23 protein-coding genes are annotated in these 26,061 nt (G+C 71.3%); 13 read left to right on the top strand and 10 right to left on the bottom strand.

What is annotated here, in order from left to right:
* Positions 1–129: 129 nt before the first annotated feature.
* Complete coding sequence (locus D7V93_RS08555) at positions 130–2,106, bottom strand: CBM96 family carbohydrate-binding protein (protein WP_120642913.1); 1,977 nt, start codon at positions 2,104–2,106, stop codon at positions 130–132.
* Between the two features lie 461 nt (positions 2,107–2,567).
* Between D7V93_RS08555 and D7V93_RS08545 the strand changes: the two genes are divergently transcribed.
* The 3 genes from D7V93_RS08545 (at position 2,568) to D7V93_RS08535 (ending at position 6,844) form a co-directional block, all read left to right on the top strand.
* Positions 2,568–4,886: a PAS domain S-box protein gene (locus D7V93_RS08545; RefSeq protein ID WP_158623682.1), complete on the top strand. Its 2,319-nt coding sequence runs from the start codon at positions 2,568–2,570 to the stop codon at positions 4,884–4,886.
* Entirely contained in the window at positions 4,883–5,338 is a 456-nt protein-coding gene (locus D7V93_RS08540; protein ID WP_120642910.1) for a response regulator, read from the top strand. Before D7V93_RS08545 ends, D7V93_RS08540 begins: the two co-directional genes overlap by 4 nt.
* A 99-nt stretch (positions 5,339–5,437) precedes the next feature.
* Entirely contained in the window at positions 5,438–6,844 is a 1,407-nt protein-coding gene (locus D7V93_RS08535) for an ATP-binding protein (RefSeq protein WP_120642909.1), read from the top strand.
* A gap of 14 nt (positions 6,845–6,858) precedes the next feature.
* Here the strand turns inward: D7V93_RS08535 and D7V93_RS08530 are convergent, their stop codons facing one another.
* Positions 6,859–8,292 (bottom strand): alpha/beta fold hydrolase, encoded by a 1,434-nt coding sequence (locus tag D7V93_RS08530; RefSeq protein WP_120642908.1) that lies wholly within the window; start codon positions 8,290–8,292, stop codon positions 6,859–6,861.
* Positions 8,293–8,429: 137 nt separating this feature from the next.
* Between D7V93_RS08530 and D7V93_RS08525 the strand changes: the two genes are divergently transcribed.
* Both D7V93_RS08525 and D7V93_RS08520 read left to right on the top strand, forming a co-directional pair.
* Positions 8,430–10,109, top strand: a complete 1,680-nt coding sequence (locus D7V93_RS08525; RefSeq protein ID WP_158623681.1) for a sensor histidine kinase — start codon at positions 8,430–8,432, stop codon at positions 10,107–10,109.
* The gene (locus D7V93_RS08520) at positions 10,106–10,798 is read left to right on the top strand and encodes a LytR/AlgR family response regulator transcription factor (RefSeq protein WP_120642915.1); all 693 of its coding nucleotides are present in this window, start codon (positions 10,106–10,108) and stop codon (positions 10,796–10,798) included. The genes D7V93_RS08525 and D7V93_RS08520 overlap by 4 nt, the downstream gene beginning before the upstream one ends.
* Positions 10,799–10,817: 19 nt before the next feature.
* Here D7V93_RS08520 and D7V93_RS08515 read toward each other — a convergent pair whose 3' ends face one another.
* The gene (locus D7V93_RS08515) at positions 10,818–11,501 is read right to left on the bottom strand and encodes a response regulator (RefSeq protein WP_244237179.1); all 684 of its coding nucleotides are present in this window, start codon (positions 11,499–11,501) and stop codon (positions 10,818–10,820) included.
* On the bottom strand, positions 11,462–12,625 hold the full coding sequence (locus D7V93_RS08510; protein WP_120642906.1) for a sensor histidine kinase: 1,164 nt from the start codon (positions 12,623–12,625) through the stop codon (positions 11,462–11,464). Before D7V93_RS08510 ends, D7V93_RS08515 begins: the two co-directional genes overlap by 40 nt.
* Positions 12,626–12,815: 190 nt before the next feature.
* Here D7V93_RS08510 and D7V93_RS08505 point away from each other — a divergent pair, with 190 nt between their 5' ends.
* Positions 12,816–13,994 (top strand): right-handed parallel beta-helix repeat-containing protein, encoded by a 1,179-nt coding sequence (locus tag D7V93_RS08505; RefSeq protein ID WP_120642905.1) that lies wholly within the window; start codon positions 12,816–12,818, stop codon positions 13,992–13,994.
* A gap of 194 nt (positions 13,995–14,188) precedes the next feature.
* Positions 14,189–14,659 carry a hypothetical protein gene (locus tag D7V93_RS08500; protein WP_120642904.1) on the top strand — a complete coding sequence of 157 codons (471 nt, stop codon included), beginning with the start codon at positions 14,189–14,191 and terminating at the stop codon, positions 14,657–14,659.
* Between the two features lie 63 nt (positions 14,660–14,722).
* On the opposite strand, the gene D7V93_RS08495 is transcribed toward D7V93_RS08500, so the two are convergent.
* The 3 genes from D7V93_RS08495 to D7V93_RS08485 all read right to left on the bottom strand — a co-directional run bounded on the left by D7V93_RS08495 (position 14,723) and on the right by D7V93_RS08485 (position 16,603).
* Positions 14,723–15,478: an SDR family NAD(P)-dependent oxidoreductase gene (locus D7V93_RS08495; RefSeq protein ID WP_120642903.1), complete on the bottom strand. Its 756-nt coding sequence runs from the start codon at positions 15,476–15,478 to the stop codon at positions 14,723–14,725.
* The gene (locus D7V93_RS08490; RefSeq protein ID WP_120642902.1) at positions 15,478–16,149 is read right to left on the bottom strand and encodes an SDR family oxidoreductase; all 672 of its coding nucleotides are present in this window, start codon (positions 16,147–16,149) and stop codon (positions 15,478–15,480) included. Before D7V93_RS08490 ends, D7V93_RS08495 begins: the two co-directional genes overlap by 1 nt.
* 94 nt (positions 16,150–16,243) lie before the next feature.
* Entirely contained in the window at positions 16,244–16,603 is a 360-nt protein-coding gene (locus D7V93_RS08485) for a VOC family protein (RefSeq protein WP_120642901.1), read from the bottom strand.
* 127 nt (positions 16,604–16,730) lie between these two features.
* Between D7V93_RS08485 and D7V93_RS08480 the strand changes: the two genes are divergently transcribed.
* The gene (locus D7V93_RS08480) at positions 16,731–17,237 is read left to right on the top strand and encodes an Lrp/AsnC family transcriptional regulator (protein WP_120642900.1); all 507 of its coding nucleotides are present in this window, start codon (positions 16,731–16,733) and stop codon (positions 17,235–17,237) included.
* A gap of 78 nt (positions 17,238–17,315) precedes the next feature.
* Positions 17,316–18,893, top strand: a complete 1,578-nt coding sequence (locus D7V93_RS08475; protein ID WP_120642899.1) for a hypothetical protein — start codon at positions 17,316–17,318, stop codon at positions 18,891–18,893.
* Positions 18,894–18,983: 90 nt separating this feature from the next.
* Here the strand turns inward: D7V93_RS08475 and D7V93_RS08470 are convergent, their stop codons facing one another.
* Together D7V93_RS08470 and D7V93_RS08465 are read right to left on the bottom strand one after the other, a co-directional pair.
* The gene (locus tag D7V93_RS08470; RefSeq protein WP_147451088.1) at positions 18,984–20,225 is read right to left on the bottom strand and encodes an LbetaH domain-containing protein; all 1,242 of its coding nucleotides are present in this window, start codon (positions 20,223–20,225) and stop codon (positions 18,984–18,986) included.
* A gap of 93 nt (positions 20,226–20,318) precedes the next feature.
* Positions 20,319–20,879, bottom strand: coding sequence for a GNAT family N-acetyltransferase (locus D7V93_RS08465; protein WP_120642897.1), 561 nt, complete (start codon positions 20,877–20,879; stop codon positions 20,319–20,321).
* Positions 20,880–21,054: 175 nt separating this feature from the next.
* On the opposite strand from D7V93_RS08465, the gene D7V93_RS08460 reads away from it, so the two are divergent.
* Complete coding sequence (locus tag D7V93_RS08460; protein ID WP_120642896.1) at positions 21,055–22,458, top strand: glycoside hydrolase family protein; 1,404 nt, start codon at positions 21,055–21,057, stop codon at positions 22,456–22,458.
* A 66-nt stretch (positions 22,459–22,524) separates the two neighbouring features.
* A complete protein-coding gene (locus tag D7V93_RS08455; protein ID WP_120642895.1) occupies positions 22,525–23,688 on the top strand; it encodes an acyl-CoA dehydrogenase family protein in 1,164 nt (387 codons plus the stop codon).
* A 79-nt stretch (positions 23,689–23,767) separates the two neighbouring features.
* Here the strand turns inward: D7V93_RS08455 and D7V93_RS08450 are convergent, their stop codons facing one another.
* Positions 23,768–24,577 (bottom strand): hypothetical protein, encoded by an 810-nt coding sequence (locus D7V93_RS08450; protein WP_120642894.1) that lies wholly within the window; start codon positions 24,575–24,577, stop codon positions 23,768–23,770.
* Between the two features lie 418 nt (positions 24,578–24,995).
* Here D7V93_RS08450 and D7V93_RS08445 point away from each other — a divergent pair, with 418 nt between their 5' ends.
* Together D7V93_RS08445 and D7V93_RS08440 are read left to right on the top strand one after the other, a co-directional pair.
* Positions 24,996–25,733: a hypothetical protein gene (locus tag D7V93_RS08445; RefSeq protein WP_158623680.1), complete on the top strand. Its 738-nt coding sequence runs from the start codon at positions 24,996–24,998 to the stop codon at positions 25,731–25,733.
* A partial coding sequence (locus D7V93_RS08440; protein WP_279636872.1) for a thiaminase II/PqqC family protein occupies positions 25,730–26,061 on the top strand: 332 nt, incomplete at its 3' end. The genes D7V93_RS08445 and D7V93_RS08440, both read left to right, overlap by 4 nt.

Raw genomic sequence — 26,061 nt, 5'->3', positions numbered from 1 at the left:
CCCAGAATGACAACCATCTTCAGACCACCGGCTCCACGAGCGGAGTTGTTTTCCATGGGGCACGGACACTAGCAGTGTCGTGCCGGAGGGGCCCCCACCCGGGAGAGCCCCCCAGCCTCACGCGACCGCTCAGGGCGTCAGCTTCAGTAGCAGCAGGTCCGTGCCGTTGGAGGGGCCGTACTGCGTCTGCCCCACGCCCGTGACCCCATCCAGCGTGCCCCCGAGGAACGTGCTGCCGTCCGGGGTGATGCCGAGCAGCGGCTGGGAGAGGTTCGGGCCCACGTTCCGGGACCAGCGGTGGGCGCCGTCGGCTCCGTAGCTGGCCACGAACGTCTGGCTCTCCCGCTCATACACGGGGCCGATGAGTCCGCCTCCCAGGTCCACGGGCAGCCCGTGGCCGCCCGCGAGCCGGAAGTTGCCCTGGGCGTCCACCTTCATCGTCGTCACGCCATCGTTCCCGTCGTCCCCGTACCGGCGGGCCCAGCGGTCCGCGCCCGAAGCCTCCAGCACGCCCAGCATCACGTCCGTGTTGCCGCCATCCCACTCCTCCGCCTGGCTGCTCGCCACCGTCTGCCCCGCGAAGGTGAAGGTCTTCTTGAAGTAGCCGGAGAAGGCCACCGCGTCCCCGGGCACCGCCGCCACGCCCGCCACAGAGCCCATCGCGCCATTGAGCGCGCGGCTCCACAGGAGCGTCCCCTCCGGGGTGAACTTCGCCACGACGGGCGTCTCCCGCCCCGTGGCGCCCAGGATGAAGTCCGTCGCGGTCCGGCTCACCTGCGCCCCGAGCAGGATGTTGCCAGCGCTGTCCGTGGCCAGCGCCGTGCCAAGCGTCCCGCCCATGCCGCCTGGGTAGGCCCGGGACCACAGGTGGTGGCCCTCCCATGAGTACTTCGCGATGAACATGCCCGCATCCGCGTCCCCGTAAGCAGTGCTGCCGATGCCCGCGTACAGGTCCCCGCCACCCAGGTTGGCGTAGCCGAAGAAGTAGCCCGTGACGATGAGGCTGCCATTGGCATCCGTGGCCACCGCGTTGGCGCGGATGGGCAGCAGCTCCACATCCCCGCCTTTGACGACGCGGGCGGTGAAGCCCTTCGCCCAGGTGATGTTCCCGGAGGGACTGAACTTCGCGATGAACGTGCCGTAGGGGTGGTCGGGCAGCGGGCCGGTGCCGAAGTCCGGGGTGCCCGCGTAGCCGCCCACCACCAGGACGTTGCCCAGCGGGGTCAGCGTCACGCTGGTGACGGTCAGGTTCGCGTTGGCCTGCGGGAACGCGCGAGACCACTGGTGCGAGCCATCCGCGCCGAACCGGCCGAGCATCAGCCCGCCCGGCGTGGGGAAGGTGCTGCCTCCGAGGCTGCCCGCCCCCGTGTAGACGCCCGCGACGACCTGGGCGCCGCTGCTGTCCGAGGCCATGGCCTGCGGCGTCTCATCGCCCGCGCCTCCCTTCAACAACCCCTCGACGAGTTCGCCGCCCGTGCCCTGGTAGGTGCAGACGGTCTCCGCGTAGGTCAGCACGAGCGTCGGCCGCAGGTCCTGGCGGGGGTCCTCCCGGGAGACGAAGTCCAGGCCGTCGCCGCCTTCAGGGATCAGCACGAAGGAGTGGATGCCGTCGTCCGTGACGATGTTCGTCAGGTCGTAGGCGATCCGGGTTCCCGAGGCGACCGCCCCCACGTTGCCCACCGGGGCGGCGACGGGCCCCGGACGGGTGTTCCACGTGAGCGAGTCATTCCAGCCGGAGAGGGTGCGATAGAGCAGGGGGCCGTTGGTGGAGCCATCCGTGGCGAAGAGCTCCAGCCGCGCCTGGATCCAGCCCGGGCGCGTCCCGAAGCGGAAGTCCAGGTAGGTCTCCTGCCGGGGAGACCCGTCCGTGACCAGCAGCGTCGACGTGCCATGGCTCGTCGTCGGCGCGTCCTGCGTCACGTAGGTGTCGTACGTCACTTCGATGCGTTGCTCTGAATAGGCAGTCCTCGGCTTGCACGCCTCCGTCACCGCCGCGGCCTTCGCTGAGCGCAGCGACGGCGTTCCCTCCGGCTCCGCTCCACCGCCACAACCCACCATCAACCCCAGGGCAGACAACAGCCCCAGTCCCCGCTTCCAACCCTTCATGACCCCGTGCTCCTTCTGGGCCCCTGGCCCAGGCAGGCCAATTGCACCCACGGTGCCAATGACATCCACGCCTGGGACACCCGGAGTGCGTAAAGAATTGGAGGGGTGCTGGATACCGCACGGTGGCGGAATTCCCTGCCTGGGATGCCGGGCCACCCTTCAGGGCCGTCCGCTGTCCACTGCGTGCCGCCCATGCCCGCGTGGGTGACGAAGGCGTCGGCCTGTTCGAGCACCGCCAGCTGCGGCACCCACCGGGGCGTCGCTGAGCGCCGGTCCGACGTCGAAGCCCGGGACGCCGGGTCGGCCGGTCACGGGGCAGGCGTCCAACATGCGCTCAGGGGGCCTGATACGCAGCGGAAGGCCCCCTCGTGACAATGCGTGAATCAAAGGGTTGCGCGCGAGCATGCGGCTGAGCACGACTCAAGCGGTATGTTCGAACGGGCACGACAAGGGTGGAGGGCGTGAGGGACGCGGTAGCACAGCTCCTCTCCACGCCGCGCTCCGGGAGCGCCCGGTTCGCCGTGGCGCTCCTCGCCTCCCTCGTCAGCACCGGCCTCTCGGCGCTGGTCGAACCGTGGGTGGGCGGTCACTTCTTCGTCGTGCCGCTCGCCGGCGTGGTCCTCAGCGCCCTGTACGGGGGCGTTGGCGCGGGGCTGATGACGACCGTGCTGAACATCGCCGGCTTCGTGCTCCTGCCCTACTCCCCGGTGGCCGGGACCCGGCCTCCCCTCGAGGAGGACTTCGGCCGGGCGCTCATCTTCCTCCTGGTGGCGGTCCTGCTGTCAGGGATTGGCGCGGCGCTCCGCGACTCCTACCGTCGCAACGAGCAGGCGCGGCTCGAAGCGGAGCACGCCCGCTCGGAGGTCGAGCTCACGAGCGCCGCCCGGTGGGCCGCGGACGAGGCGCGGAGGGTGGCCGATACGCGGGTCATCGACGTGCTCGAACGGATGTCGGATGCCTCGTTCACGCTCGATGCGGACTGGCGCTTCCTCTACGTCAACCGCGAGGGCGAGCGCGTGATGGGGTTCGCGCGCGAGTCGCTCGTGGGACGGCGCTTGTGGGATGTGTTTCCGAAGCTCGTGGGCTCGCCCTTCGAGGACGCCTACCGGCGGGCCGTCGAGACGCAGCAGCCCGTCGAGTTCGTCGAATTCTACCCGCCGTTCCAGGCCTTCTTCGAGGTGCGGGCCTTCCCGGTCCGGGACGGGCTCTCCGTCTTCTTCCGCGACGTGACAGAGCAGCGGCGCGCTCAGCAGGCCCTGCAGGAGAGCGAGGCGCGCTTCCGCTCGCTCGTGCTCGCCATCGCGCAGGTGGTCTGGACGACGAACGCGGAGGGCTTCACCAAGGAGGACAGCGCGACGTGGCGGGCCTTCACCGGACAGACCCATGAGCAGATGACGGGCCATGGGTGGCTTCAGGCGGTGCATCCGGACGACCGGGAGCAGGCCGCGAGCGTCTGGAAGGAGGCGCTGGCCCGCCGCGGCCTCTACGAGGTGGAGTACCGCTTGCGGAGGCCCGACGGAACCTACACACCGGTGCTCGCGCGCGCGGCGCCCGTCGTCAACGCGGATGGGAGCGTCCACGAGTGGATGGGCACCAACACGGACATCACCGCGCGAAAGCAGGCCGAGGCGCAGCTGCGAAGGTACGCGGAGCGCCTGGAAGCGCTGCACGCCATCGACCGGGCCATCCTCCAGGCGGTCTCCATGGAAGACGTCGCGCGCACCGCGCTCTGCTTCCTGCGGCGGCTCATCGGGTGCGAGGAGGCGAGCCTGCTCATCACCGGGCCGGGCGAGGAGATCTCCCGCTGGACCGTGAGCGCCGAGGACCCGGAGGCCGTGCGCCCCGAGCATCCCCGCTCCGCCGGGGACGCGCCCCCCAGGGAGTTCCCCCACGGGCTGGAGCTGCCGCTCACGCTGGGCGGCGGGCGCCAGGCAGCCCTCCGACTCGGAAGCACGCGCGAGGGGACCTTCGACGAGCTGGCCGCCCAGATGGCCCAGGAGGTGGCGGCCCAGGTGGCCATCGCCCTGGAGCAGGGACGCATGCGCCGAGAGCTCGAATTGCACGCCGGAGGCCTGGAGGAGCAGGTGGCCACGCGCACCGCGGAGCTGCAGGAGGCGAACGCCCAGTTGGAGGCCTTCAGCTACTCCGTGTCCCACGACCTGCGCGCGCCCCTGCGGGGCATCGACGGCTTCCTGAGGCTCGTCGAGGAGGACGTGGCCGGGGCCCTCTCCGAGCGCGGGCGGGGCTACCTGGGCCGCGTGCGCGCGGCGGCCGGCCGCATGGGGCAGCTCATCGACGACCTGCTCAAGCTGTCGCGGCTGTCGCGCACGCCGCTGGAGCGGGGGGACGTGGACGTGAGCGCCGTGGCCGCCTCCGTGGTGGACGAGCTGCGGGCGCGCGAGCCCACGCGCGGCGTGGAGGTGAGCCTCGAGCCCGGCCTGCGCGCGCGCGCCGACAGCCGCCTCCTGCGGGTCGCCTTCGAGAACCTGCTCGGCAATGCCTGGAAGTTCACCGGGCGGCGCAAGACGGGCCACATCCAGGTGGGGAGGCTCGACGGCGCGTTCTTCGTGCGCGACGACGGCGCGGGCTTCGACATGGCCTATCGCGACAAGCTCTTCGCCCCCTTCCAGCGGCTCCACGACGCCGCGGAATATCCCGGCACCGGGATTGGACTTGCGACCGTTCAGCGCATCGTGAGACGCCACGGTGGACGCCTCTGGACCGAGGCTGCGGTGGATCAGGGCGCGACCTTCTACTTCACCCTTGGAGAGAGCCCATGAACCCCAGGTACGGCACCATCCTCCTCGTGGAGGACAACGCGGATGATGTGGACCTGTCCCTCATCGCCTTCGAGCGCGCGGGCCTGAGCGCCCAGGTCGTCGTCGCGCGCGACGGCGTGGAGGCGCTCGACTACCTCTTCGGCACGGGGTCCCACGCGGGCCGCGACGTGCGCGAGCAGCCACGCGTGGTCCTGCTGGACCTGAACCTCCCGAAGGTGAGCGGGCAGGAAGTGCTGCAGCGCATGCGCGCCGACGCGCGGACCCGCGAGGTCCCCGTGGTGGTGCTGACCTCCTCGTTGGAGGAGCGCGACCTGCGTGAGAGCTACCGGAACTTCGCCAACTCCTACGTCCGCAAGCCCGTGAGCTTCGAGGAGTTCATCGAGGTGACGCGGCAGCTGGGGGTCTACTGGACCACGCTCAACCGCGCCATGGCCCAGGGTGAGGTGGTGTGATGAGCCATCCTTTGCGGGTCCTCATGGTGGAGGACAGCGAGGACGACGCGGAGCTCACCCTGGGCGAGCTGCGCCGGGGGGGGCTTCGAGCCCTCGTCCGTGCGGGTGGACGCGGCGGACACGCTGCGCGAGGCCCTGCGCACGCGGACGTTCGACGTGGTCATCTCCGATTTCGCGATGCCCGCCTTCACCGGGCTGGACGCGCTGCGCGTCCTCCAGGAGAGCGGCAAGGACATCCCCTTCATCCTGGTGTCCGGCAGCGTGGGCGAGGACGTCGCCGTGACGGCGATGCGCGCGGGCGCCCAGGACTTCTACGCCAAGGGCAACACCACCCGCCTGCCGGCCGCCGTGGAGCGGGAGCTGCGCGAGGCGGAGGTCCGGCGCGAGCGGCGGCGGATGGAGACCGCGCTCGCGGAGAGCCAGGCGCTCCAGCGGCAGATCCTTGAGAGCGTGCGGGACTACGCCATCTTCTCCGTGGACACGGATGGCCGCATCGCGAGCTGGAGCCCGGGCTGTCAACAGATCCAGGGCTACACGGCCGAGGAGTTCATCGGGCTGCCGTTCGCGAGCCTCTTCACGCCGGAGGACATCGCCCGGGGGGTGCCGGAGGCGACGCTCCAGGAGGCGCGCGAGCGCGGCCAGTCCACGGCGGAGGGGACGCGGGTGCGCAAGGACGGCTCGCGCTTCTGGGCGCAGACGTCGCTCACCCCGCTGCTCGACCCGACCGGGCGGCTGCGCGGGTACACGCAGATCACCCAGGACGTCTCGGAGAAGCAGCGGCTCATCGACGAGCTCCAGGCCGCGGTGCGCGCGCGCGACGAGTTCCTGTCCATCGCCGGCCACGAGCTCAACACGCCCCTCACGTCGCTCCAGCTCCAGCTCCAGGGCCTGCGGCGGCCGGCGCAGCAGGCCATGGTGGACCCCCAGCAGGCCGTGAAGTTCAGCCCCAAGCTGGAGGCCGCGCTCCGGCAGGTCTCCCGCCTCGCGGAGCTCGTGTCGATGCTGCTGGACGTGTCCCGCCTCACCTCCGGGCGGTTGGAGCTGCGGCGCGAGCCGCTGGACCTCAGCGCGGTGACGCACGAGGTGGTCGAGCGGCTCGAGGGGCTGCGGTCGTCCTCGGCTTCGACGCTGGAGCTGCGCTCGCCCGAGCCGGTGACGGGGCGGTTCGATCGCCTGAAGGTGGAGGCCATCCTCACGAACCTGCTCGTCAACGCCTTCAAGTTCGGCGAGGGCAAGCCCGTGGTGGTGACGCTCGTGCGCAAGGACTCGCTCGCGCGGCTGACCGTGCAGGACCGCGGCATCGGCATCGACGCGGCGGATCAGGCCCGGCTGTTCCAGCGCTTCGAGCGCGCGGTCTCCGACCGGCACTACGGCGGCTTCGGCATCGGCCTGTGGCTCGTGCGCCAGTTCGCTGAAGCGCACGGGGGAGCCATCCATCTGCGGAGCACCCCGGGACAGGGCTCGACCTTCACCGTCGAGCTCCCCCTCGTGGACACCAGCGCCTGAGCGTCGGCCCCGCGTCACTTCGGTGGCGCGCGGAGCTCCTCGATGTCCGGCACCTGGAGCCGTTCATCGCGGAGGCGGTCGCCCCGGAAGAAGGCGCGGATGCGCTCCAGGATGCGCGGGTCACCCTGGAACAAACCGTCGTGCCCGGCGCCCTCCAGCACGAGGTGGACCGAGCGCGGCAGCCCCGGGCGCAGCGCTTCTGCATTGTCGGCAGGGGTGCGCCCGTCCAGCGTGCCGCTGATGAGCAGGACGGGGGTGCGCGCGCGGACCGGCGCACGGAAGGCCTCGCCCAGGTCCTCGACACCTGGCACCCAGGAGGCCTCCGGCGCGCCCGCGTTGACCACCCCGCCCAGCAGCGCCGTCTTCGCCTCGCGGGCGATGCGCGCGCGGCGGGCCGGGCTCATCCCGGACGCCGCGTCCATCGCCATCGACATCATGTTGAGCGTGCCCGCGCGCAGCTCCGGCACGAGCGGCGCCATGGACTCGAAGCGCCCTGCCTCCAACGCGCCCAGCAGCTCGACGAAGCGCGGGAACCGGTCCGGGCCCCGCATCGACTCGAAGGCGACGCACTGGACGTCGAACGCGGTGGCCATCCAGACCGCTTCGGCGCCGGTGCGCGGGTGCCGGAAGGTCACGCGGCGGGGCGCGGCCTTCAGCGACTCCAGCACCCGCCCCAGCCGCGCCCGCACGTCCGGCTGCCCACGGGCCGCAAGCCGCGTCTCCCAGCGCGCGAGCAGCGCCTCCGCCTGCGCGGGGGACTTCCACGTGTCGTCAGGCCCCTCGATGCCGGCGAGGACGGCGCGCTCCACCCGGGCCGTATGGCGTCGGAGGTACGCGAGCCCCAGGTGCGTGCCATAGCTGATGCCCCACAGCCGGAGGCGCGGCACGCCCAGCGCCTGTCGCAGCGACTCCAGGTCGTCCGCGCTCTCCTCCGTGTTGAACGCGCCCACGTCCACGCCGGCCGCGGCCCACGCCGGCCCCGCCTCGGTCAGCGCCTGCCGCAGCGCCGCATCGAACCGGGCCGCGTCCACGGGCTCCTCCAGCGGGAGACTCCAGGAGCGCTCCAGGCCCTTGCGCTCCGGTTCGGACTGCCCGGTGCCGCGTTGGTCCAGGGCGATGACGTCCCCCAGCTCCCGCAGCGCGAGGAACAGGTCGTAGCGGGGCCCCCGGGCCGCCTCGATGCCGGAGCCGCCCGGCCCTCCCGCCAGGTACACGATGGGCGCCGCCGCGCGCGCCTTGCCGGTGGCGGGGAAGCGGACGAAGCGCAGCGTCAGGCGGGGGCCCTGGGGACGGCCGTGCCGCACCGGCACGCTGAACGTGCCGAGCTCCGCTTCGGTCTTCCGCCCGTCGAAGGCCTGGAACGTGTACGGCTCGAAGCGCGGCGCCGGGCCCTCGGCGGCGGCGAGCGGTGCGACGAGGAGGAGGGCGAGGACGGAGAGGTGTCTCAAGGCAGGTCCTTTCGGCTGGAGGAGGCCTGGCGAGGATGCGTCCCGGAAGGCCCCCGCGAGGGCCCGCGTCGCCCAACGGCTCGCACCGTCGCCCGACGGCGGTGCCCCATCCGGGGGCCCGGAGTAGCGTGGTGGGCGTGGCGCTCCCTTCGTGTCTGCCTTCGCTCCTCGCCGTCCTGCTCACCGCCGCCGTCCCCGCGATGGAGGACGGGCAGGTGGAGCTGCACCCGGAGGACCTTCCCCTGGAGCGGGCGCTCGCCGCGGATTCCACGGGCTGGCAGACGGTGCGATTCGACCGCGTGGTGCCCTCGTCCGGGCCCGTCTGGCTGCGCACCCGCGTGCAGGTGCCCCTGCGCGAGCCCGGGGCCCCACTGCCCGCGCTCGCCCTCGGGGTACTCGGCGCCTGGGAGGCCTGGTGGGATGGCGTGCCGCTCGGGCAAAACGGACGGCCGGGCGCGAGCGCTCTGAGCGAGGTGCCCGGGCGCGTGGACGTGCTGCTGCCGCTGTCCCCCGAGGGAGCCACCCCGGGCGCGCACGTCCTGACGCTGCGGCTGAGCAGCCACCACCTGGGCTTCCAGCCCACGGGCATCCTCCATGAGGTGCGGGTGGGCGACGCGGCGGTCCTGGCCCGCGCGCGGCTGCAATCCCTGCTGCCCGCGCTCTGCACCCTGGGCGCGCTGGTGCTGATGGGATTACATCACCTGGTGCGCGCCGCGTCCGAGCCCCGCCGCACGACCGCGCTCCTGCTCGGCCTTGCGTGCCTCGCGGCCGCGGCGCTGGTGCTGCTGGAGGGCTGGCGCGGCGTGTATGCGTACGCGTATCCGCTCCAGGTCGTCCGGCTGCGGCTGCTGCTCGCGGCGGTGGTTCTGGTGGCCGTCCTCCTGCCCGCGGCGCTGGCCGTGGCCTTCGACGCGCCCGGGCGGCGCTGGCTGCTGGCGCTCCTGAGCGGCGGACTGCTCATTGTCGCCGCGATGCCGGGGTTCGATGACAAGGGGCTGGTGGCGCTCGCGTTGTCCCTCGCGGTGTCCCTCGGGCTCGCTGTGGGAGCGGTGCGCCGACGCAAGCCCGGCGCGCGCGGGGTGCTCGCCTGCGTCCTCTTCGCCGGGGTCCTCCTCGTGAGGGACCCGTGGAACTTCCAGGAGCGGGGCTTCTTCATCGCCTTCGGCGTGCTGCTGCTGTCCGCGTCCGTGGTGCACGCGCGACAGGTGCGCCTGCAGGAGGAGCGGCTGTCGCAGGCCCTGCGCGCCACGGAGCGTCTGCAACTCGACCTGCTCTCGCGCAGCCTGCAGCCCCACTTCCTGATGAACACCCTGGCCGCGCTGACGGAGACGGTGGAGACGGCGCCTGCGCGGGCGGTGCACTTCATTGAAACGCTGGGGGAGGTGTACCGCCACCTCGTCGGAATGTCGGGCGCGAGGACCGTGGCGCTCTCGCGGGAGCTGGAGCTGTGCCGCGCATACCTCGCGCTGATGAGCTTCCGGCAGGGCGCTCCATTCGTGCTCGACGTCCACGGGGCGCTCGACCTGGACGCCACCGTGCCACCGGCGCTGTTCCACACGCTGCTGGAGAACGCCTTCAGCCACAACCGCTACGTCCAGCCCACCACCTTCCGCATCGAGGGCGAGCGCACCCCCGGCAGGCGCGGCTACCGGCTGGTCGCCCCGCGCGGCGCGGGTGAAGGACGCGCGGTGATGGGAGAGGGCACGGGGACACGCTATGTGGCCGCCCGGCTGGAAGAGGCGTTTCCCGGCGCGTGGCGGCTGGAGGCAGGCCCCCATGAGGACGGGTGGACGACGCGGGTGGAGGTGCCGGAGTGAGGGTGCTCATCGTCGAGGACGAGCCGCTGGCCGCGCAGCGACTGGTGCGGCTGTGTCGTGAGCTGCTGGGCCCGGACGCGCCCACCCCGCATGCCTGTGCCACGCTGGCCGAGGCGCGGGGCGTGCTGTCCGGGCACGGGGTGGACCTGCTGCTGCTCGACCTCCACCTCACCGGGGATGACGGCTTCGAGCTGCTGACGGAGGCCGCCGCCAGCGCGTTCCACACCGTGGTGGTGTCGGCGAATGGGGACCAGGCGCTGCGCGCGTATGAGCTGGGCGTGCTCGACTTCGTGCCCAAGCCGTACACCGCCGAGCGGCTTGGCAAGGCCTTCGCCCGCGTCCAGGGCCGCTCCGCTTCCCCCTTGAGCACGCTGGCGGTGCGCAAGCCGCGCGGCATCGTGCTCGTGCCGGTGGCGGACGTCTCACATGTCCGCGCGGCCGGTGACTACAGCGACCTGGTGCTGCGCGACGGCGGGACGGAGCTGAGCGAGAAGAGCCTCGAGCGGCTCCAGGCGTTGCTCCCGTCGGACTTCCAGCGCATCCACCGCTCCCACCTGGTGCGACTCTCGGAGGTGGTGCGGCTGTGGACGCTGGAGGGCTCGCGCACCGAGGTGCAGCTGCGGGACGGCACCCGCCTGCCCGTGGGCCGCAGCCGCGTGGAGGCGCTGCGCACCCGCCTGGGGGGATGACACAACGCCCAGGCCGTCCCTAGAGGCAGCCCAGCTCCATGGCGCGGAGCACGGCGCGGGTGCGGTCCCTCACGCCCAGCTTGGAGAGAATGCTGGAGGTCTGGTTCTTCACCGTCCCCTCCGCGGTCCCGAGCGCGTCGGCGATCTCCCGGTTGCTCAGCCCCCGGGCGATGAGGCGCAGCACCTCCACCTCGCGGCGGGTGAGGCCCTCGGGCAGGTCCGCGTGGGGGAAGTCGCGGGGCAGCTCGGCCACGCCGCGCGCCACGCGCTCCGCGACGCCGGGAGGCAGCAGCGTCTGGCCGGAGGCCACGCGCCGGATGGCCTCCGCCAGCTCCTCCAGCGACACGTCCTTGAGAAGGAAGCCCTGCACTCCCGCGCGGAGCGCCTCGATGAGGGCGGTGTCCTCGTCGAAGGTGGTGAGCAGCACCACGCGCCGCTCCGGATCCGTGCGGCGCAGCGCGCGCAGGGCCTCCAGCCCCGTCATGCGCGGCATGCGCACGTCCATGAGCACCACGTCCGGATCCAGCTCCGCGACCTTGCGCAGCGCCTCCTCTCCGTCCGCGGCCTCGCCCACCACGCGCAGGTCGGGGGTGAGGTCCAACAGGCTGCGCAGCCCCTGTCGCACCAGGGCGTGATCATCCGCGAGCACCAGGCGGATGCCGTTCACGCGCCCACCCCAGTCGTCGGCGCGGCCGGCAGCCACGCCTCCAGCTCCAGGCCCTGCCCCGCCGCCGCGCGCCACTCCACGCGGCCGCCCAGCCGGGTGAACCGCTCCCGCATGCCGGTGAGGCCCGTGCCAGGGGTCAGCTGCGCCGTGCCGCGCCCGTCGTCCCGCGCCTGCACGCGGACGCCCCCGTCCTCCGTGGGCACGATGGAGATCCACAGGTTGCGGGCCCCGGCATGGCGCAGCGTATTGGTGAGGATCTCCTGCACGCAGCGGAACAGCGAGTGCGTCGCCTCGGAGGACTCCAGCGCGAGCGCCTCGGGGACCTCCAGGTGGACGGCGAGCCCCGGGACGCCCTCCGCGAGCGCGCGCAGCGAGGGCAGCAGCGGCAGGGGCGACTCGCGCAGCTCCGTCACCGAGCGCCGCACCTCCGACAGGAGCGTGCGGGCGGCCTCGCGGGCGCGGCGCAGGTGTTCGGTGGAGGCGGGGTCCTTCGCGGTGTGCGCGGCGGCCTCCAGGTTGAGGCTGAGCGCGGTGAGGTGGTGCCCCACGGAGTCGTGCAGCTCGCGCGCGATGCGCAGCCGCTCGCCCTCACGCTCGCGGGTGGCGAGCAGCACCTGGGTGGCCTGGAGCTCCGCATGGACGCGGGCCAGCTCACGGCGGGCCTCGGCCTCGCGGACCATCACCAGCGCCGTACCGAACGTGAAGCCCTGGAAGCCGGTGTAGATGAGCGTCTGCACCAGCGCCTGGAGGGGCGGGTGGTTGACGGTGAACACGGCGAGCATGCCCACCACCTGGGTCGCCACCCACGCCAGCGCCCGACGCTGGGGGAGCGTCTCCGGGGCCTGCCCGGCGATGATGGCGAAGAGCGCGCCGTCCAGCCCGGTGCCACCCGTGGCGAGGCAGCCCAGCGCCGCGACCGTCTGCACGGCGAGCAGCGGCACCGCGCCCATTCCCTGCTCACGCGCCTGGCGCCAGTAGGCCGCGCCGAAGGTGAGGAACGCCGTCCCCCACAGCAGCGTGTCCGGGTCCCGCCACCGCGCGGGGTCGCGCACGAGCGCCTCGACGTGCGGGAGGCCGACGACGGCCCAGGTCAGCATCCCGGCCACGAACACCAGGCGATGGATGGTGGCGGACTTGGCCACGCCGGACCGCTTGTGCATGGCGCAAGACCATAGAGGACCCGTGGCGGGCCGGCCATGTGCCGGAAGTCACATGCGGCCGGAGCCGTGGGCGCGCTCCTGGCCTGTCCGGCTCCAGGCAGTGGCCTGCCACTCGCGGGGGGGTAGGCCCCGGAGGGCGGGTGTCCATCCTCCCCTGTCTGGAGGCCGGTCGCCTCCCTCGGGAGGCATCATGCAGCGGACTGCTGGTCGCGTCGTCACCCTGGCCCTGGCGGCCCTGCTCACGGGGATGCCCTCCGCGCAGGCCCGCGGCGCGGTGGAGCCTGGCGCCACGGTCGAACGCGAGCCCTCCGTTTCGCTCGCCCTCCCATGTGGGGCCGTCATCACCCGGAGCACGATGCTCACGCGGGACCTGGCGTGTCCGGGCACGGCGGCCCCCGCGCTCCGCATCGTCGGCGCGGGCGTCGTCCTGGACCTGGGCGGACACACCGTGCGCCGCACCGGCCCGGCGACGGAGGACTCGCAGGGCATCGTGGTGGAGGCCAACAGCACGGTGCGGAACGGCACCGTCCGGGGGTTCCGCTGGGGGTACGTGGTGGACTCCGGCGCGGACCGGGTGCGGCTGCACCGGCTGGCGCTCGTCGACAACCAGACCGCCATCTACCACCGGGGCGGCTTCGCGCGCTTCCTCCTCACGGACTCCCGCCTGAGCGGCAACAGCACGGGGTTCAGCAGTGAGTTCGACGCGGCCACGGGTGAGTTCACGGTGCACTCGTCGCAGTTCACCGGCAACGGGCTGGTGATGTTCGTGGATGCCCATGGCGTCGACGTGGTCAATTCGACGTTCACGTCGAACACGAACGTCGTCTACTGCTTCAACGGCCAGGTCCACTTCCGTTCGAGCACGCTCACGCGGAACACGTCCGTGGGCGCGCTGCCGTTCGACCCTGGTGGCGGCTTCGACTTCTGCGCGGAGCTGGCGTTCGAGAACAGCGTCCTCACGAACAACACCTCGCTCGCGCCGCCGGACGCGCCAGCCTGGGAGCCGTTCCACTTCGTGATGCGCGACTCCTGGGTCTACAACAACGGCAGCGGCCTCAGGGCCGGGGGCAGGACGGTGGACCTCCAGGGCAACACCTTCTGGAACAACGCGGGCGGAGTGACGCTGGCCGACCTGCCGGAGTTCGAACCCGTGGCGCTCACGGGCCCGGTCCGCGACAACCGCTTCCTGAGAAGCACCGGTGACGGCCTCCGGGTCCTGCCGCCCAGCCAGCCCACGGTCTCCGACAACCTCGCGCTGGACAACACGGGCTGGGGCATCCACGCGCCTGCCGCCATCGACGGGGGCGGCAACGTCGCGCGAGGCAATGGCGCGGGCGGCTGCGAGGGCGTCGTCTGCACGCCCTTCTGACGACGCCCACGGTGCCGCCGTGCGCTGCCTTGCTTCCTCCCCGATATCGCCTCGCCACGGCCGCCTGCTTGTTTCAGGGCGTGATACACGGTGGCGCCCGGGTGCGGTATGTTTCACCGGAAGCCGCTGACGCGATACCGCGTCCACGGATACATGGCGCTGGCCCTGCGCTTGCCGGTTGAGACATCTCTTCTATGTACACCCTCGATGAATCACTCTGGCCGCTGGTCGTCGTCCAGCGCAGCGACACCACGACGGACAAGGAGATGGAAGGCATTCTCCAGAGCCTCTCCAAGCTCATCAAGAAGCGCGAGCCCTATGTCCTGGTGATTGATTTCTCCCGGTCCCGTCCGTTGACCCATACACAGCGGATGATGCTGGCGGATCATCAAACCCAGACTGCCGACCTGGCTCGCGATTACTGCAAGGGATTCTTCGTGGTGATCAACTCAGCCACCGCGAGGCTCGCGAGGGCCGTCACCAGCTTCGTCCGGCCTTCCACGGACCAACATGAGGTGGTCGCGTCGTTGGACGAGGCGCTCGAGCGCGCCGCGATCCGATTCGAGCAGGCGGGTGTGCACATGGGGGCCTTCATTGCCCGCACCCACGCGCGGCGGCTGAAGTCCGCTCCCGCCACGAGCGGCGCGAGCGCCCGTCACGACTGAGGGCAACGTCGAGCTCCGCGAAGCCATCCGCCGACTTCCCCGCTGAAGGCATGGCCGGTCCGTTCAGACCTGGGACGACAATCCGCCGTCCATCACCAGTGCGCTGCCATTGACGTAGCCACCATGCGGTCCGACGAGAAAGGCCACCAGCCTGGCCACCTCCTCGGGGGTTCCGAACCTGCCGACGGGAATCTTCCGCAGCAGCTCGGTCCTCGACCCGGCGTCCGCGTTCAACAGCATCTCCGTGTCGATGTAGCCGGGGCAGACGGCGTTGCAGGTAATGCCGTGGGCGCCCCACTCGGCGGCGAGGCTCTTCGTGTACCCGACGAGCGCGTGCTTGGTGGCCGCATACGTGGACGAGCGCACCCCGCCAAACAGCCCCTGGATGGAGGAGATGTTCACGATCCTCCCGTACCCACCCGCCTTCATGCGGGGCAGCGCCCATCGACAGAGGTGGTGGACGCCATTCATGTTCACTCCGAACAAGGCGTCCCACTCCTCCCGGGAGACCTCGTCCGCGCGATGGAAGGGGCCACCGACTCCCGCGTTGTTCACGATGACGCCCGGGGTTCCCAGGCTCGTCTCGATGCTGGCGAGCGTCTCGCCCATCCGGGCTTCGTCCGCGACGTCGCAGACAAACGACCGCGCCTGGGCGCCCGCGGCGGACAGCCGCGCCTCGAGCCTGGACAGGGCCTGGGCATCGCGGGCCAACAGGGCCACCCGGAAGCCATTCTCCGCGAGGACCTCCGAAATCGCCGCGCCGATTCCCCGGCTGGCTCCGGTGATGACCGCGAGCTTCGCGTCTGATGGCGTCGGCATCACAGCACTCCTTTGGGCGGCAGGAGCCGAAGCTCGTCGACCCGGACTCGCAAGGGCTTCTGGGCAATCTCCCAGATGCTTTGGGCCACGTCCTCCACGGACAGCATGTCAGCGGGGCTGAACCCTTCGCGAGACCGCCAGAAGGACGTGTAGACGGCCCCCAGGGAGAGGAGCGTGGCCCGGATGGCGCTGTCCTTTCCTTCCTCGTTCAAGACGCCCACGAGGCCTCGGAGCCCATGCTTGGACGCGGCATACGCCCCGTTCAGGGGCAGGGTCAGGTGATCGCTCACGGAGCCGATGTGGAGGATCCTCCCGCCCCCGTGCGCCTTCATGCGCTTGAACGCTTCCCGAGAGCAGAGGAAGGCCCCGGTCAGGTTCACCTCGAGCGTCCTGCGCCAGTCGTGGACCGAGGTGTCCGCGATGGACGTGAAGACACCGACTCCCGCGCAGTTGACCAGGAGCGAGAGGGGACCCAGCTCCCGCTCCCCGTGCTCGAACAGCGCCGCCACGGAGCCCTCGTCCGTGATGTCGACCCGCACCGCATCCGGCACTCCCGGCTCCACGTCATTCGCGGCGCACACGACGCGCATGCCCTCCGCCCGGAGCCTCTCGATGACGGCCTTGCCGATATCGCCCGTTCCACCCACGACCACCGCATTCCGCGCACTCAAGGGCAGTGCCTTTCCGTCCCCTCCAGGGACCTTCCCGGAGAGTCTAGGTGGGAAGTGGCCCAGACTCCGGGCCATTCCGCGTGCGCGCCCCGGCTCAGGTCTGGCAGACGAACTCGACGTTGTGGCCGTCGGGGTCGCGAACGAAGGCGGCGTAGTACGTCGGGCTGATGTCCACCCGCAGCTTCGGGGCGCCGTTGTCCGTGCCACCCGCCTGCAGCGCGGCGCGGTACGAAGCGTCGACCAGGGGGCGCGTGGCGCAGAAGAAGGCGAAGTGCGGGCGCGGGGAGGAGGCCTCGCCCGGGCGCAGCCAGAAGTCGAGCCGGGTCGGCTCGGCGCCGAACCCGTTCGCCTTGCCCTCGACATGCAGCGTGTATCCCAACGGCGCGAGCGCGCCGCAGTAGAACGCCGTCGAGGCGGCGAGGTCGGGGGTGGCAAGCTCCAGATGGTCGATCATCGGTGACGCTCCTGTGCAGCCGCTCCCGCGGCTGGATTCATGGCCGTTAGGATAGGTTGCACGGGAAGGCGTCAAGCCGCGTTGTCGCCCCCCTTCGCGCGGAGATGCCGCAACCGGACCGGACGCCATGCACAAGGACGACGCCACCCTCGACGAGCTCGACCTTCGCATCCTGGAGCGCTACCAGCGCGACACGCTGCTGCCGGCGCGCACCATCGGGGAGGAGGTGGGCCTCTCCACCGCGGCCGTCCAGCGCCGGCTCAAGCGCCTGCGCGAGGTGGGCGTCATCCGGCGGGAGGTCGCCGAGCTCGAACCGAAGGCCGTGGGCCTGCCCATCACCTGTGTCGTCGCGGTGGACCTCGACCAGGAGCGCGCCGCCGACCTGGAGCGCTTCAAGCAGCGGATGCAGGGGCTGCCCGAAGTGCAGCAGTGCTACTACGTCACCGGGCAGACGGACTTCATCCTCATCGTCCTCGTCGGGAGCATGGAGGAGTACGACGCCTTCACCCAGCGCGCCCTGCTCAGCGACGCGAACGTCCGCAGCTTCACCACCAGCGTGACCCTGGAGCGCGTCAAGACCGGCGTGGCCGTCGCGCTGCCCCCTGCCCCACCGGCACCCACCTGGCGGCGGTGAGTACACGACGGCGTGTTACCGATATCCTCCGGGCGCCTGGACGTTCCCAGGGCACGTCGTGGAAGCGAGGATGCGGTGATGCGTCGAGCCCTGGTCTGTCTGGTCCTGCTCACTGCGGGCTGTGCGAGGAACGCCCGTCCCGCCGAAGAGACCGCGGCAGCCGCCCGGCCCGCGGAGCCCGAGCTGGTGGCCCCGCGCTTCGAGCACGTGTTCATGATGCCCGTCGATCGGGCGCTGGCGGAGGCCACGAAGCTCCTGGTGGAGCACGGCTGGGTGCTGAACGCGATGGAGGATCCGAACTACCTCCTGACCGAGTGGAAGGCGGAGCAGACCGGGAGGTTGGCGTGGGGGTGGAGGAGCGACGGCGAGCACACGCGCTACCTTGTCGTCGGCGAGCCGCTGGCCGAGCGACAGTCCATCGTGCGCATCTTCCGGATGAAGCGGATCGCCTTCTCCAACGACGCGGAGATCCGGTACGACGGCAAGTCGGGCGAGCTGATGTGGAAGCACATGGAGATGGCGCAGATCGAGCAGAGCTTCCGCCGGAGGGGAGCGCCCGTGGACCTCGCCACGCGGGAGCGGGACACGGCCCCCTGGGTGGAGCTGGACGGTGCCGTGAAGGGCAACCGGGACCTGGAGCTGGAGCGGGACCTGACGCTGCGGCTGGAGTCGCGGCCCTCGCTGGAGACGCTCACCGGGACGCTCCGCCTCACGCGCGATGACGCCTTCTTCCGCGACCCGTCCTTCTACCTCAAGCGCCACCGGCAGGAGGTCCAGGAGCCCTGCGCGCGGAAGGTGGCCGGCTTCCAGCCCCTGCTGCGCCCCGGGCTCACGGTGCTCATCGGCGAGCAGCTGGGCACCCGCGAGGCGCCGGCCACCGTGGGAGACATGCTGTGCGAGGCCGCTGGCGCCGGGCTGGGCGTCACCCTGGGGCTCTCCATTTCACACAAGGAGCAGGAGCGCATCGACCGGTACGTCGCGAGCGCGGGGGGGCCTCCGGATCAGGATGCCCTCCTGCGGGGAGACTTCTGGCGCAAGCTCCAGCAGGACGGTCGGGGAAGCCGGGCCGTGATGGACCTCATCGACCGGGGCCGGGCCCTGCGCGCCGCCGGGCACTCCGTCGCCGTGGTGGCCATCGACACGGACCTGAACCACGGCAGCGCGCGCGATGCCCGGATGGCGGAAACGGTGCTGGGCGCACGCGCCGCGCGTCCCAAGGATGTCTTCCTCGTGCTCGCGGGCAATGCGCACACGCGGCTCGTGGCGGAGGCGGCCTGGAGCGAGGACTTCATCCCCATGTCCAAGAACCTGGCGCAGAAGGACCCGGGCCTGGTGGTCCTGGAGCTGGGCTATGCGCAGGGCCGGCGGTGGGGCTGCGACCTGGCGCCGGACGGTGAGCTGGAGTGCAACGTCATGGGGCTGACCCCGGGGCCGCTCATCGCGTCCCCGCCGGACGGGCCGCCCACGCTCCGGATGTTGCCGAAGCTGCACGCTGAGGGGTTCCATGGCGTGCTGGAGGTGGGCGCGCTGTCCGCGTCGCTGCCCGCCATCGCGCTGCGCGGGCATGAGCCGACGCCCGCGGTGGAGGCACCTGGAGCGCCGACGCCTGCACCGGCACCGAAGGTGGACGGGGCGGTGGCGCCAGGAAAGGACTGACGCCGCGCCAGACACGGTCGGTGGGCCGCGCGAAGGCCCACTTCTCGACCTGGGCGGCGGCTGGCCCTTACAGGGCCCATCCCCGGTGGATCAGCTGCGGACGCGGGAAGGCAGGGCACCCTGCGCCTGGGCCTCCGGGGTGGAGAAGGGGTCCTGCGTCGGCCGCAGTCCCGTGCGCTCCGCTTCGTTGACGGACTCGAGCGCCTCGGAGATGGCGGCCAGCTCTTCACGCACGCGGCCCAGGCCCAGCTCGGTGTCCGCGGGGGCGGCCGTCGCTCCGCTCTGACCGTGGACCTGGACGAGCTGGGTGACCACGCCCTCGATGCTCCAGCGCAGGCGGGTGAGTTCGGCATCCAGGCGGTCCGCGTTGCGAGCCAGCCGCTCGCGCTGCGCCCGCTGCGCGTCGATGGCGTCCACGGCGCTCTGCAGCGAGGCGCGCACCTGCGGATCCTCCGAGGCGGCGATGCGCGCGGAGAGCGTCGCGCGCTCCGCGTCGAGCCGGCCCAGCAGCTCCGGGCTGACCTCGCGGCGCAGCCCCTGCTCACGCTCCCGCAGGTCGTGGCACGAGCGGCGCAGCGCCTTCACGGACTCCTCGCCTCCGCTGAGGAAACCTCGCACCGCCGGCGACGCCTTGCGGAAGGCAGCCTCCAGCCGGTCACAGACCTCATCGAGTTCGCGGAGCCGCGCATCCTCCTGGAACACCGCGACCACGTCCGGGACGCGCTTCTCGGGCGCGCTGGGCCCCTGGGTCGAGGCGATGTGCCCACCGGCTCCAAGGTGGCCGCCCGCGGACAGTCGCGCATTGCGGCCGACGGTGGCCCCGGCGCCGACGCTGGCGGCGCGCTCCACGGTCGCGCCATCCTGGATCGTGGCGCCCCAGCCGACCACGGCCCCACGCTGCACCGTCGCGCCGCGCTGCACGGTGGCGCCCATGCGGATGACGGCACCGCTTTCGATGACCGCTTCTTCCTGCACCGTGGCGCCCATCTCGATGACCGCGCCGGGCTCGACGCGCGCCGAAGCCGCGATCTCCGACCCCAGGCCGATCCGCGCGGCGCTGTCCACCTCCGCCCGTGCGGCGCTCGCCGCGCCCATGGCACTGCGCACGATGAAGAGGACGCCGGAGCCGATGGCGAGCGTGCCCGCGGGGATGAAGAGCCAGGGTGTGAGGAAGGCGCCCAGGACGCCGATGCCCGCGCCCCCAAGCAAGAGCCCACTTCCCACGGATCCCAGGACACGCTGCGCCACCGCCCGGCGCACCTCGGTCCTGGCCATCGCGTGTTCAGGTACCGCCAGCCCCTTGTTCTCCACGGTGCCTCCCATGTGCCCCACGGGAGAGGGTTCTAGCGTGAATTGGCTTCCGACGCTGGGCGGGCGGCCCACCCGGACAGTACCGGCGCCGGAAGCGCCCGGAGGTCAGGCCGCTCAGGCCCCCGACTTCACCCACTCGCGGCCGAGCAGCGCGTACTGGAACTCATCGCCCCAGGCGCCCTTGAAGAAGACGTTCTCCAGGAAGTGGCCCTCGCGCCGCAGGCCCAGCCGCTCCAGCACGGCCGCGGCGGCGCCGTTCTTCGCGTCCGTCACGCCGATGACCCGGTGCAGGCGCAGGGTGCCGAACACGTAGCCCAGCAGCGCCCGCACGGCCTCGGTGCCCAGGCCCTGGCCCTGGTGGCGCCGGGACAGCGTGAAGCCAATCTCGCCCAGGCGCGGGTCGGATTCATCCACCCGCAGCGCGCAGTCCCCCACCAGCGCGTCCGTGTCCTTGAGCGCGATGGCGAACTGGAACCACCCGGGCTCTCCGGGCTGACGGCCGGACATCATCTCGATGAGCTGGCGGCCACGCTGCGCGTCGTAGTCACTCCAGCTCTGGTAGCGCGCCACCTCGGGGTCGTTGCGGTAGGCCACCAGCGCATCCAGGTCCTCCGCGCGCAGCCGCCTCAACACGAGTCTCGGGGTCTCAACCCTGTCGAACTCCGGTACCGCCATGGTTCAGCCTCCACGAGTGCTCGGCCCGCGGTGAGACAGCACGGGCCTGGCCGCCACCCTATCCCCGCCCCTCGGACCAGGTGTCGTTATCGAAGCGCCAGCGAAATAACAGGAATACCTGATAGAACTCCTTTCCGCGATGGCGCTCCGCCTCGCCCCGAGGAAAGGAAGTCCTGTGTCCAGACATGCATCCCTGCTGCTCGCCGCGGCTGTCGTGACGAGCGGCCTGCTGACGCCGGTGGCCCGGGCGGCGACCGTCACCAACTACCGGGGTGGCAGCACGCCGGTGTACTCGCGCACGTCGTATGACTACGTGCCGAGCGTGATGAAGGACGGCGTCTACCGCATGTGGTGGTGCGGCGGCATCGCGGGCGACTACATCCTCTACGCGGAAGCGAACTCGCTGAGCGGCCCCTGGCACGCGCGGGGCTCCACGGTGGCCAACAGCTACAACACCGCGTTCCGCCCCACGGGCAATGCCGCGCAGTTCGACGGCATCCACGTCTGCGACCCGTCCGTCATCCGCGTCGACGCCACCTATTACATGTATTACGGCGGCTACGGCGACGGCACCGGCACCACGATGATTGGCGTGGCGTCCAGCCCGGACGGCCTCAACTGGACGCGCCTCAACGGCGGCAATCCCATCATCGTCCCCGCGCGGGACTACCGCACCGTGCCCAACAAGTACGGCGCGGGTCAGCCGAGCGTCACGCACGTCAACGGGAAGTTCCACCTCATCTTCACCGACTCCACGGGCTACGCGGTGGATGGCAATGGCGGCGGCCAGTTCGTGCTGCGCTCGTCGGACCCCACCTTCCAGACGGGCGTGGAGGAGCTCACCGCCACCGGCTTCGCGCCCCGGACGGCGGCGAACCACACGCGCCACTCGCTGCTCGCCGCGTTCTCCGTGGACTGGCAGTACGTGGACACGAATGACACCTTCGCCGTGGCCGTGGATGGCCCCACCGCCAGCGCCACGCGCGTCGTCCTCTTCAACAGCGCGCTGAGCCAGCAGGTGGATCAATTCGACATCAGCGGCACGTGGACCGAGGGCCCGGCCATCGTCTCCCGCCCGGACAAGCACGCCATCCCCTCCTCCACGTGCGGCACGGTGCCGGTGGACATCGTCCGCTCGGTGGGCCCCGGCGGGCCCGACACCTGGAACCTGGCGCACAACGGTGTGGACCTGCTGACCGGGCGCACCTGCGATCAGGTGCCGCAGGGACGCGTGTACGAGGGTTATCTGATTCAAAGCCCCGGCCTGCCGCTGACGCTGGCGCGCGGCGGGGTGCGGCTCCAGTTCGCGCTGGCCGCGCCCGCGGGCGATCTGTCGCGCAACGCCATCGCCGTCTCGTCGGACGTGTTCCACCGCATCCCGTATGGGGCGTCCATGCAATCGGGGGCGACCGTCTACGGCGCGCCCGGGCGCCCCGCCGCCTTCCACCTGGATGACGGGCGGCTGTGGCCGGTGAGCTGCCTGGAGGCCATCCAGCACAACAACTCGTCCATCACGGGCATCAGCGTGAGCCAGTGGGACGGCTACACCGTGGGCCCGGCGCTTCACTGCGTGAAGTAGTCCCACCGTTCGTCGGGTGGAACACGGGGGGCCTGCGGGACGGCGAAGTCCGGCTAGGCTCCCCGCATGACGAACCTGACGCCCTCCGTGCACCCGCTGCTCGCCACCGCCCAGGCGCTGTTCCCCCGCCTGTCCGCGCGCTCCGACGAAATCGAGGGCGCCCGCAGGCTGCCACCGGACCTGGCCGTGGAGCTGGCCCGGGAAGGCTTCTTCCGGATGATGATTCCGGAGTCGCTGGGCGGTCTGGAGCTGCACCCGGCCCTGTCCTTCCAGATCATCGAAGCGCTGGCGAAGGCGGACGGCGCCACGGGCTGGTGCGTGATGATTGGCGCCTCCACCGCGCTGACGTCCGCCTGGCTGCCCGAGCCCGCGGCCCAGGCCGTGTACGGCGCGCCGGACGCCATCACCGGCGGCATGGCGGCCCCCTTCGGCCGCGCCGAGCGTGTCGAGGGCGGCTACCGCGTCACCGGCCGCTGGTCCTGGGTGAGCGGCGCGCAGCACTGCCAATGGCTGGCGGGAGGCGCGGTGGTGACGGAAGGGGGCAAGCCCCGCATGGTGGCCGAGGGCATCCCCGAGACGCGCCTGTGTTTCTTCCCGGCCCAGAGCGTGGTGCTGCACGACACCTGGTTCGCGTCCGGCCTGTGCGGCACGGGCAGCCTGGACATGGAGGTGAAGGACCTCTTCGTGCCGGAGACGTATGCCTTCTCGCTCCTGGGCCCGCGACGCGTCAACGCGCCCCTGTATGGCTTCCCCTTCGGCCTGCTGGGGATGGGAATCCCGGCCGTGGCGCTGGGCATCGCCCGCCGCGCCATCGACGAGTTCATCGCGCTGGCCCACCAGAAGACGCTGGTGCTGGAGCGCCGCCAGCTGGCCGCGCGCCCCGCGGCCCAGGAAGCCGTCGCCGTCGCCGAGGCCACCGTGCGCTCCGCCCGCGCCTTCGTCCTGGAGGCCCTCAACGCCCTCTACGCCGAGTCCACGCGGGGCCCCGTCTCCCTTCACTCCCGCGCCGACCTGCGCCTGGCGATGACCCACGCCACCCGCGGCGCCGCGCGCGCCGTGGATGGCCTGTACGAGGCCGCGGGCGGCAGCGCTGTCTTCCGCTCGAGCCCCCTCCAGCGCTGCTTCCGCGACGTCCACGTCGCCACCCAGCACGCCTACGTAGCTCCCCCCACCCTGGAGCTCACCGGCGGTCTGTTGCTGGGGCTCGACGTGCCGGCCCCCACGCTGTAGCGCCCCCCCTGCGACACGCCGGACGGAGACACCTTCCCGCCCGGCGTGGAGCCGCGTTCAACCCCTGCGAAGGGGCTGACTACTTCCCCTGGACGGTGGACTCACCCAGGATGGTGAAGTCGCTCGCGGCGGCCTTCACGTCGATGGCGGAGAAGCCGGTGTAGGGGTAGTGCCCTTCCTCCACCTCCTCCACGATCTCCAGCTGGTCGCCGCTGACGGGCTTGCCATTCAGGTCCAGCGAGAACGCGCCCGGCGCACCGCGGAAGAGCCAGACGCAGGCCCCCGTGCTGATGGGGTCCAGCATGCCCAGGGAGGCGTGGTTCTTGAAGCCGATGTCGATGCGGGTCAGGCGGATGTGGATGTTGTACCAGTCGGAGTTGACGCCGTAGTCCCACGGGTGCTGCTGCGACAGCATGAGCCGGCCGTTCTGGTACAGGTTCACCCGGTAGGCCGAAGGGCCCGACGCGCCCGTGAACGTCGGCGCGAGGACCACGCGGTCCCCTTCGCCCATCCCGACGCGCAGCGCGCTGACCACCTGGTCGCCATCCCGCGCCGCCAGGGTGAAGCCCTGCTTCGTCTCACCGAGCCCGCCGATGTCCGCCAGCAGGTTCCAGCTCGTCGCGCGGGGGAACTCGCTGGAGAAGCCGTCCGCCTTCACGTCCTTCAGGCTGGAGACCGCGATGCCCTTCCCGGTGCGCGTCAGCGCCGCGCTGCCCGTCGCGCAGTTCTTGATGCCATTGAAGCCCTGGACACACTGCTGCTCGACCTTCGCTTCCTGCGTTGAAAGCGAGTCACCCGCGGGCGTTTGCGCCTCTTCGCCCTGGCAACCGGCGGCCGTCAGGCTCAGGAGCGCGGCCACCATCAGGCGGCCCGTCAGCTTGATACTCATGGATGAACCTTCTTCTCGTTGGGGGATGACTGCATGTCGGGTCGGCTGAAGACCCGGCACGCGCCGATGCACCCACCGGGCCATGAACCCTGCGCACCGCCCCCCCTCCCGCGAGCAAGGGGACGAGCGGGCGTGAAGTAGCGCGACCCGTCACAGATCCGCGCGCGCCGTAACCTCCCGTGTCACAGGCGCCATCCGGGAATGTCAGACCGGCCGTTATCGTGGTTCGCGTCCAACACGGCACGCCCTCCAGGAAGACCCGCCAGGTCTTGGGAATCCCTCTCATTCCCAGACGCACCACAGCGGCTCGTCGGAGTCATGGGAACGAGAGCTGTCACGTCATTGATCGTCACACTCATGAAACACATCATCCAAGACATACCAGGTCGTGACACCTTTGCTCGAAGAGGGGGATGAAATGCCTTCCGCGGTGGTTCTGGAAACGGGCCTGACGGCCAGCACGGGTTCGTCTCCGGACGCACTGGGTGCCTTGAAGACCTGGGTGTCCAACCTGGTGGATGGCCCCTTCCCGCTGGAGGTGAGCGCGCCCCTCTTCTGGGCGACGGCGCCCGAGGCGGTGGCGCGCATCCAGGAGTTCCGCGAAACCCAGTACCGGGAGCGGCTGGGCTACCTGCTGGGGCCCGAGCAGCTCCGGCTGGAGTCCCAGCTCCAACTGGACGCCCGCAGCGCGCACTTCGCCGTCAGCCGGAACGGACGGATGGTGGGCGCCCTGCGAATGACGCCGGCGCCGTTCGAGTTCCCCGCGCTGGCGGAATCCCTCTCCCACTGGGAGGGCCGCTTCCCCGCCTCCGTGGAGCTCAGCCGGCTGGTGGTGAGCCCCGAGGAGCGCAGCGCGCTCGTGCCGCCCCGGCTGCTGGTCGCCGCGAGCGACTGGGCCATGAAGGCGGGCTTCGTGGGCATCGTCGGGCTCTGCCGCCGGGCGGCCCGGACGGTGTTCGAACGCTACGGGCTCACCGCCACCTCGGAGACGGCCCACGTCGTCCCGATGCGGGGCCCCCAACCCTATTCGCTGATGGCGGGGACGTGGCCGGAGCTCATCGCCGCCACCACCCGCATGTCGGAGCGACTCAACCGCCCGCGGAAGAACTCCCTGGCGGAGACCCCTTCCCGCCACCACCCGATGGAGCAGACATGACGACGCCTTCCCCAGAGAATCCCGGCCTCGCGAAGCTCAAGGCCCGCCTCACCGAGGTCTGGCAGGAGGTCCTGGGCCAGTCCCGCTTCGTGCGCATCATCCAGCAGGGGGAGATCAGCAAGGCGCTCTACGCGCTCTACATGATCGAGACCTACCACTACACCCGGCACAACGCGCGCAACCAGGCGCTGGTGGCCGTGCGCGCCGGAGAGGATGACCGGCACTACCAGAAGTTCTGTCTCAAGCACGCCGAGGAGGAGATCGGCCATGAGCAGATGGCGCTGCATGACGTCGTCAGCATGGGCGCCCCCCAGGGCTTCCCCATCCC

The sequence above is a fragment of the Corallococcus llansteffanensis genome (assembly GCF_003612055.1).
Taxonomy (GTDB): Bacteria; Myxococcota; Myxococcia; order Myxococcales; family Myxococcaceae; genus Corallococcus; species Corallococcus llansteffanensis.
The sequence above is the reverse complement of the archived record's forward strand: the minus strand, read 5'-3'. Positions and strand labels throughout refer to the sequence as shown.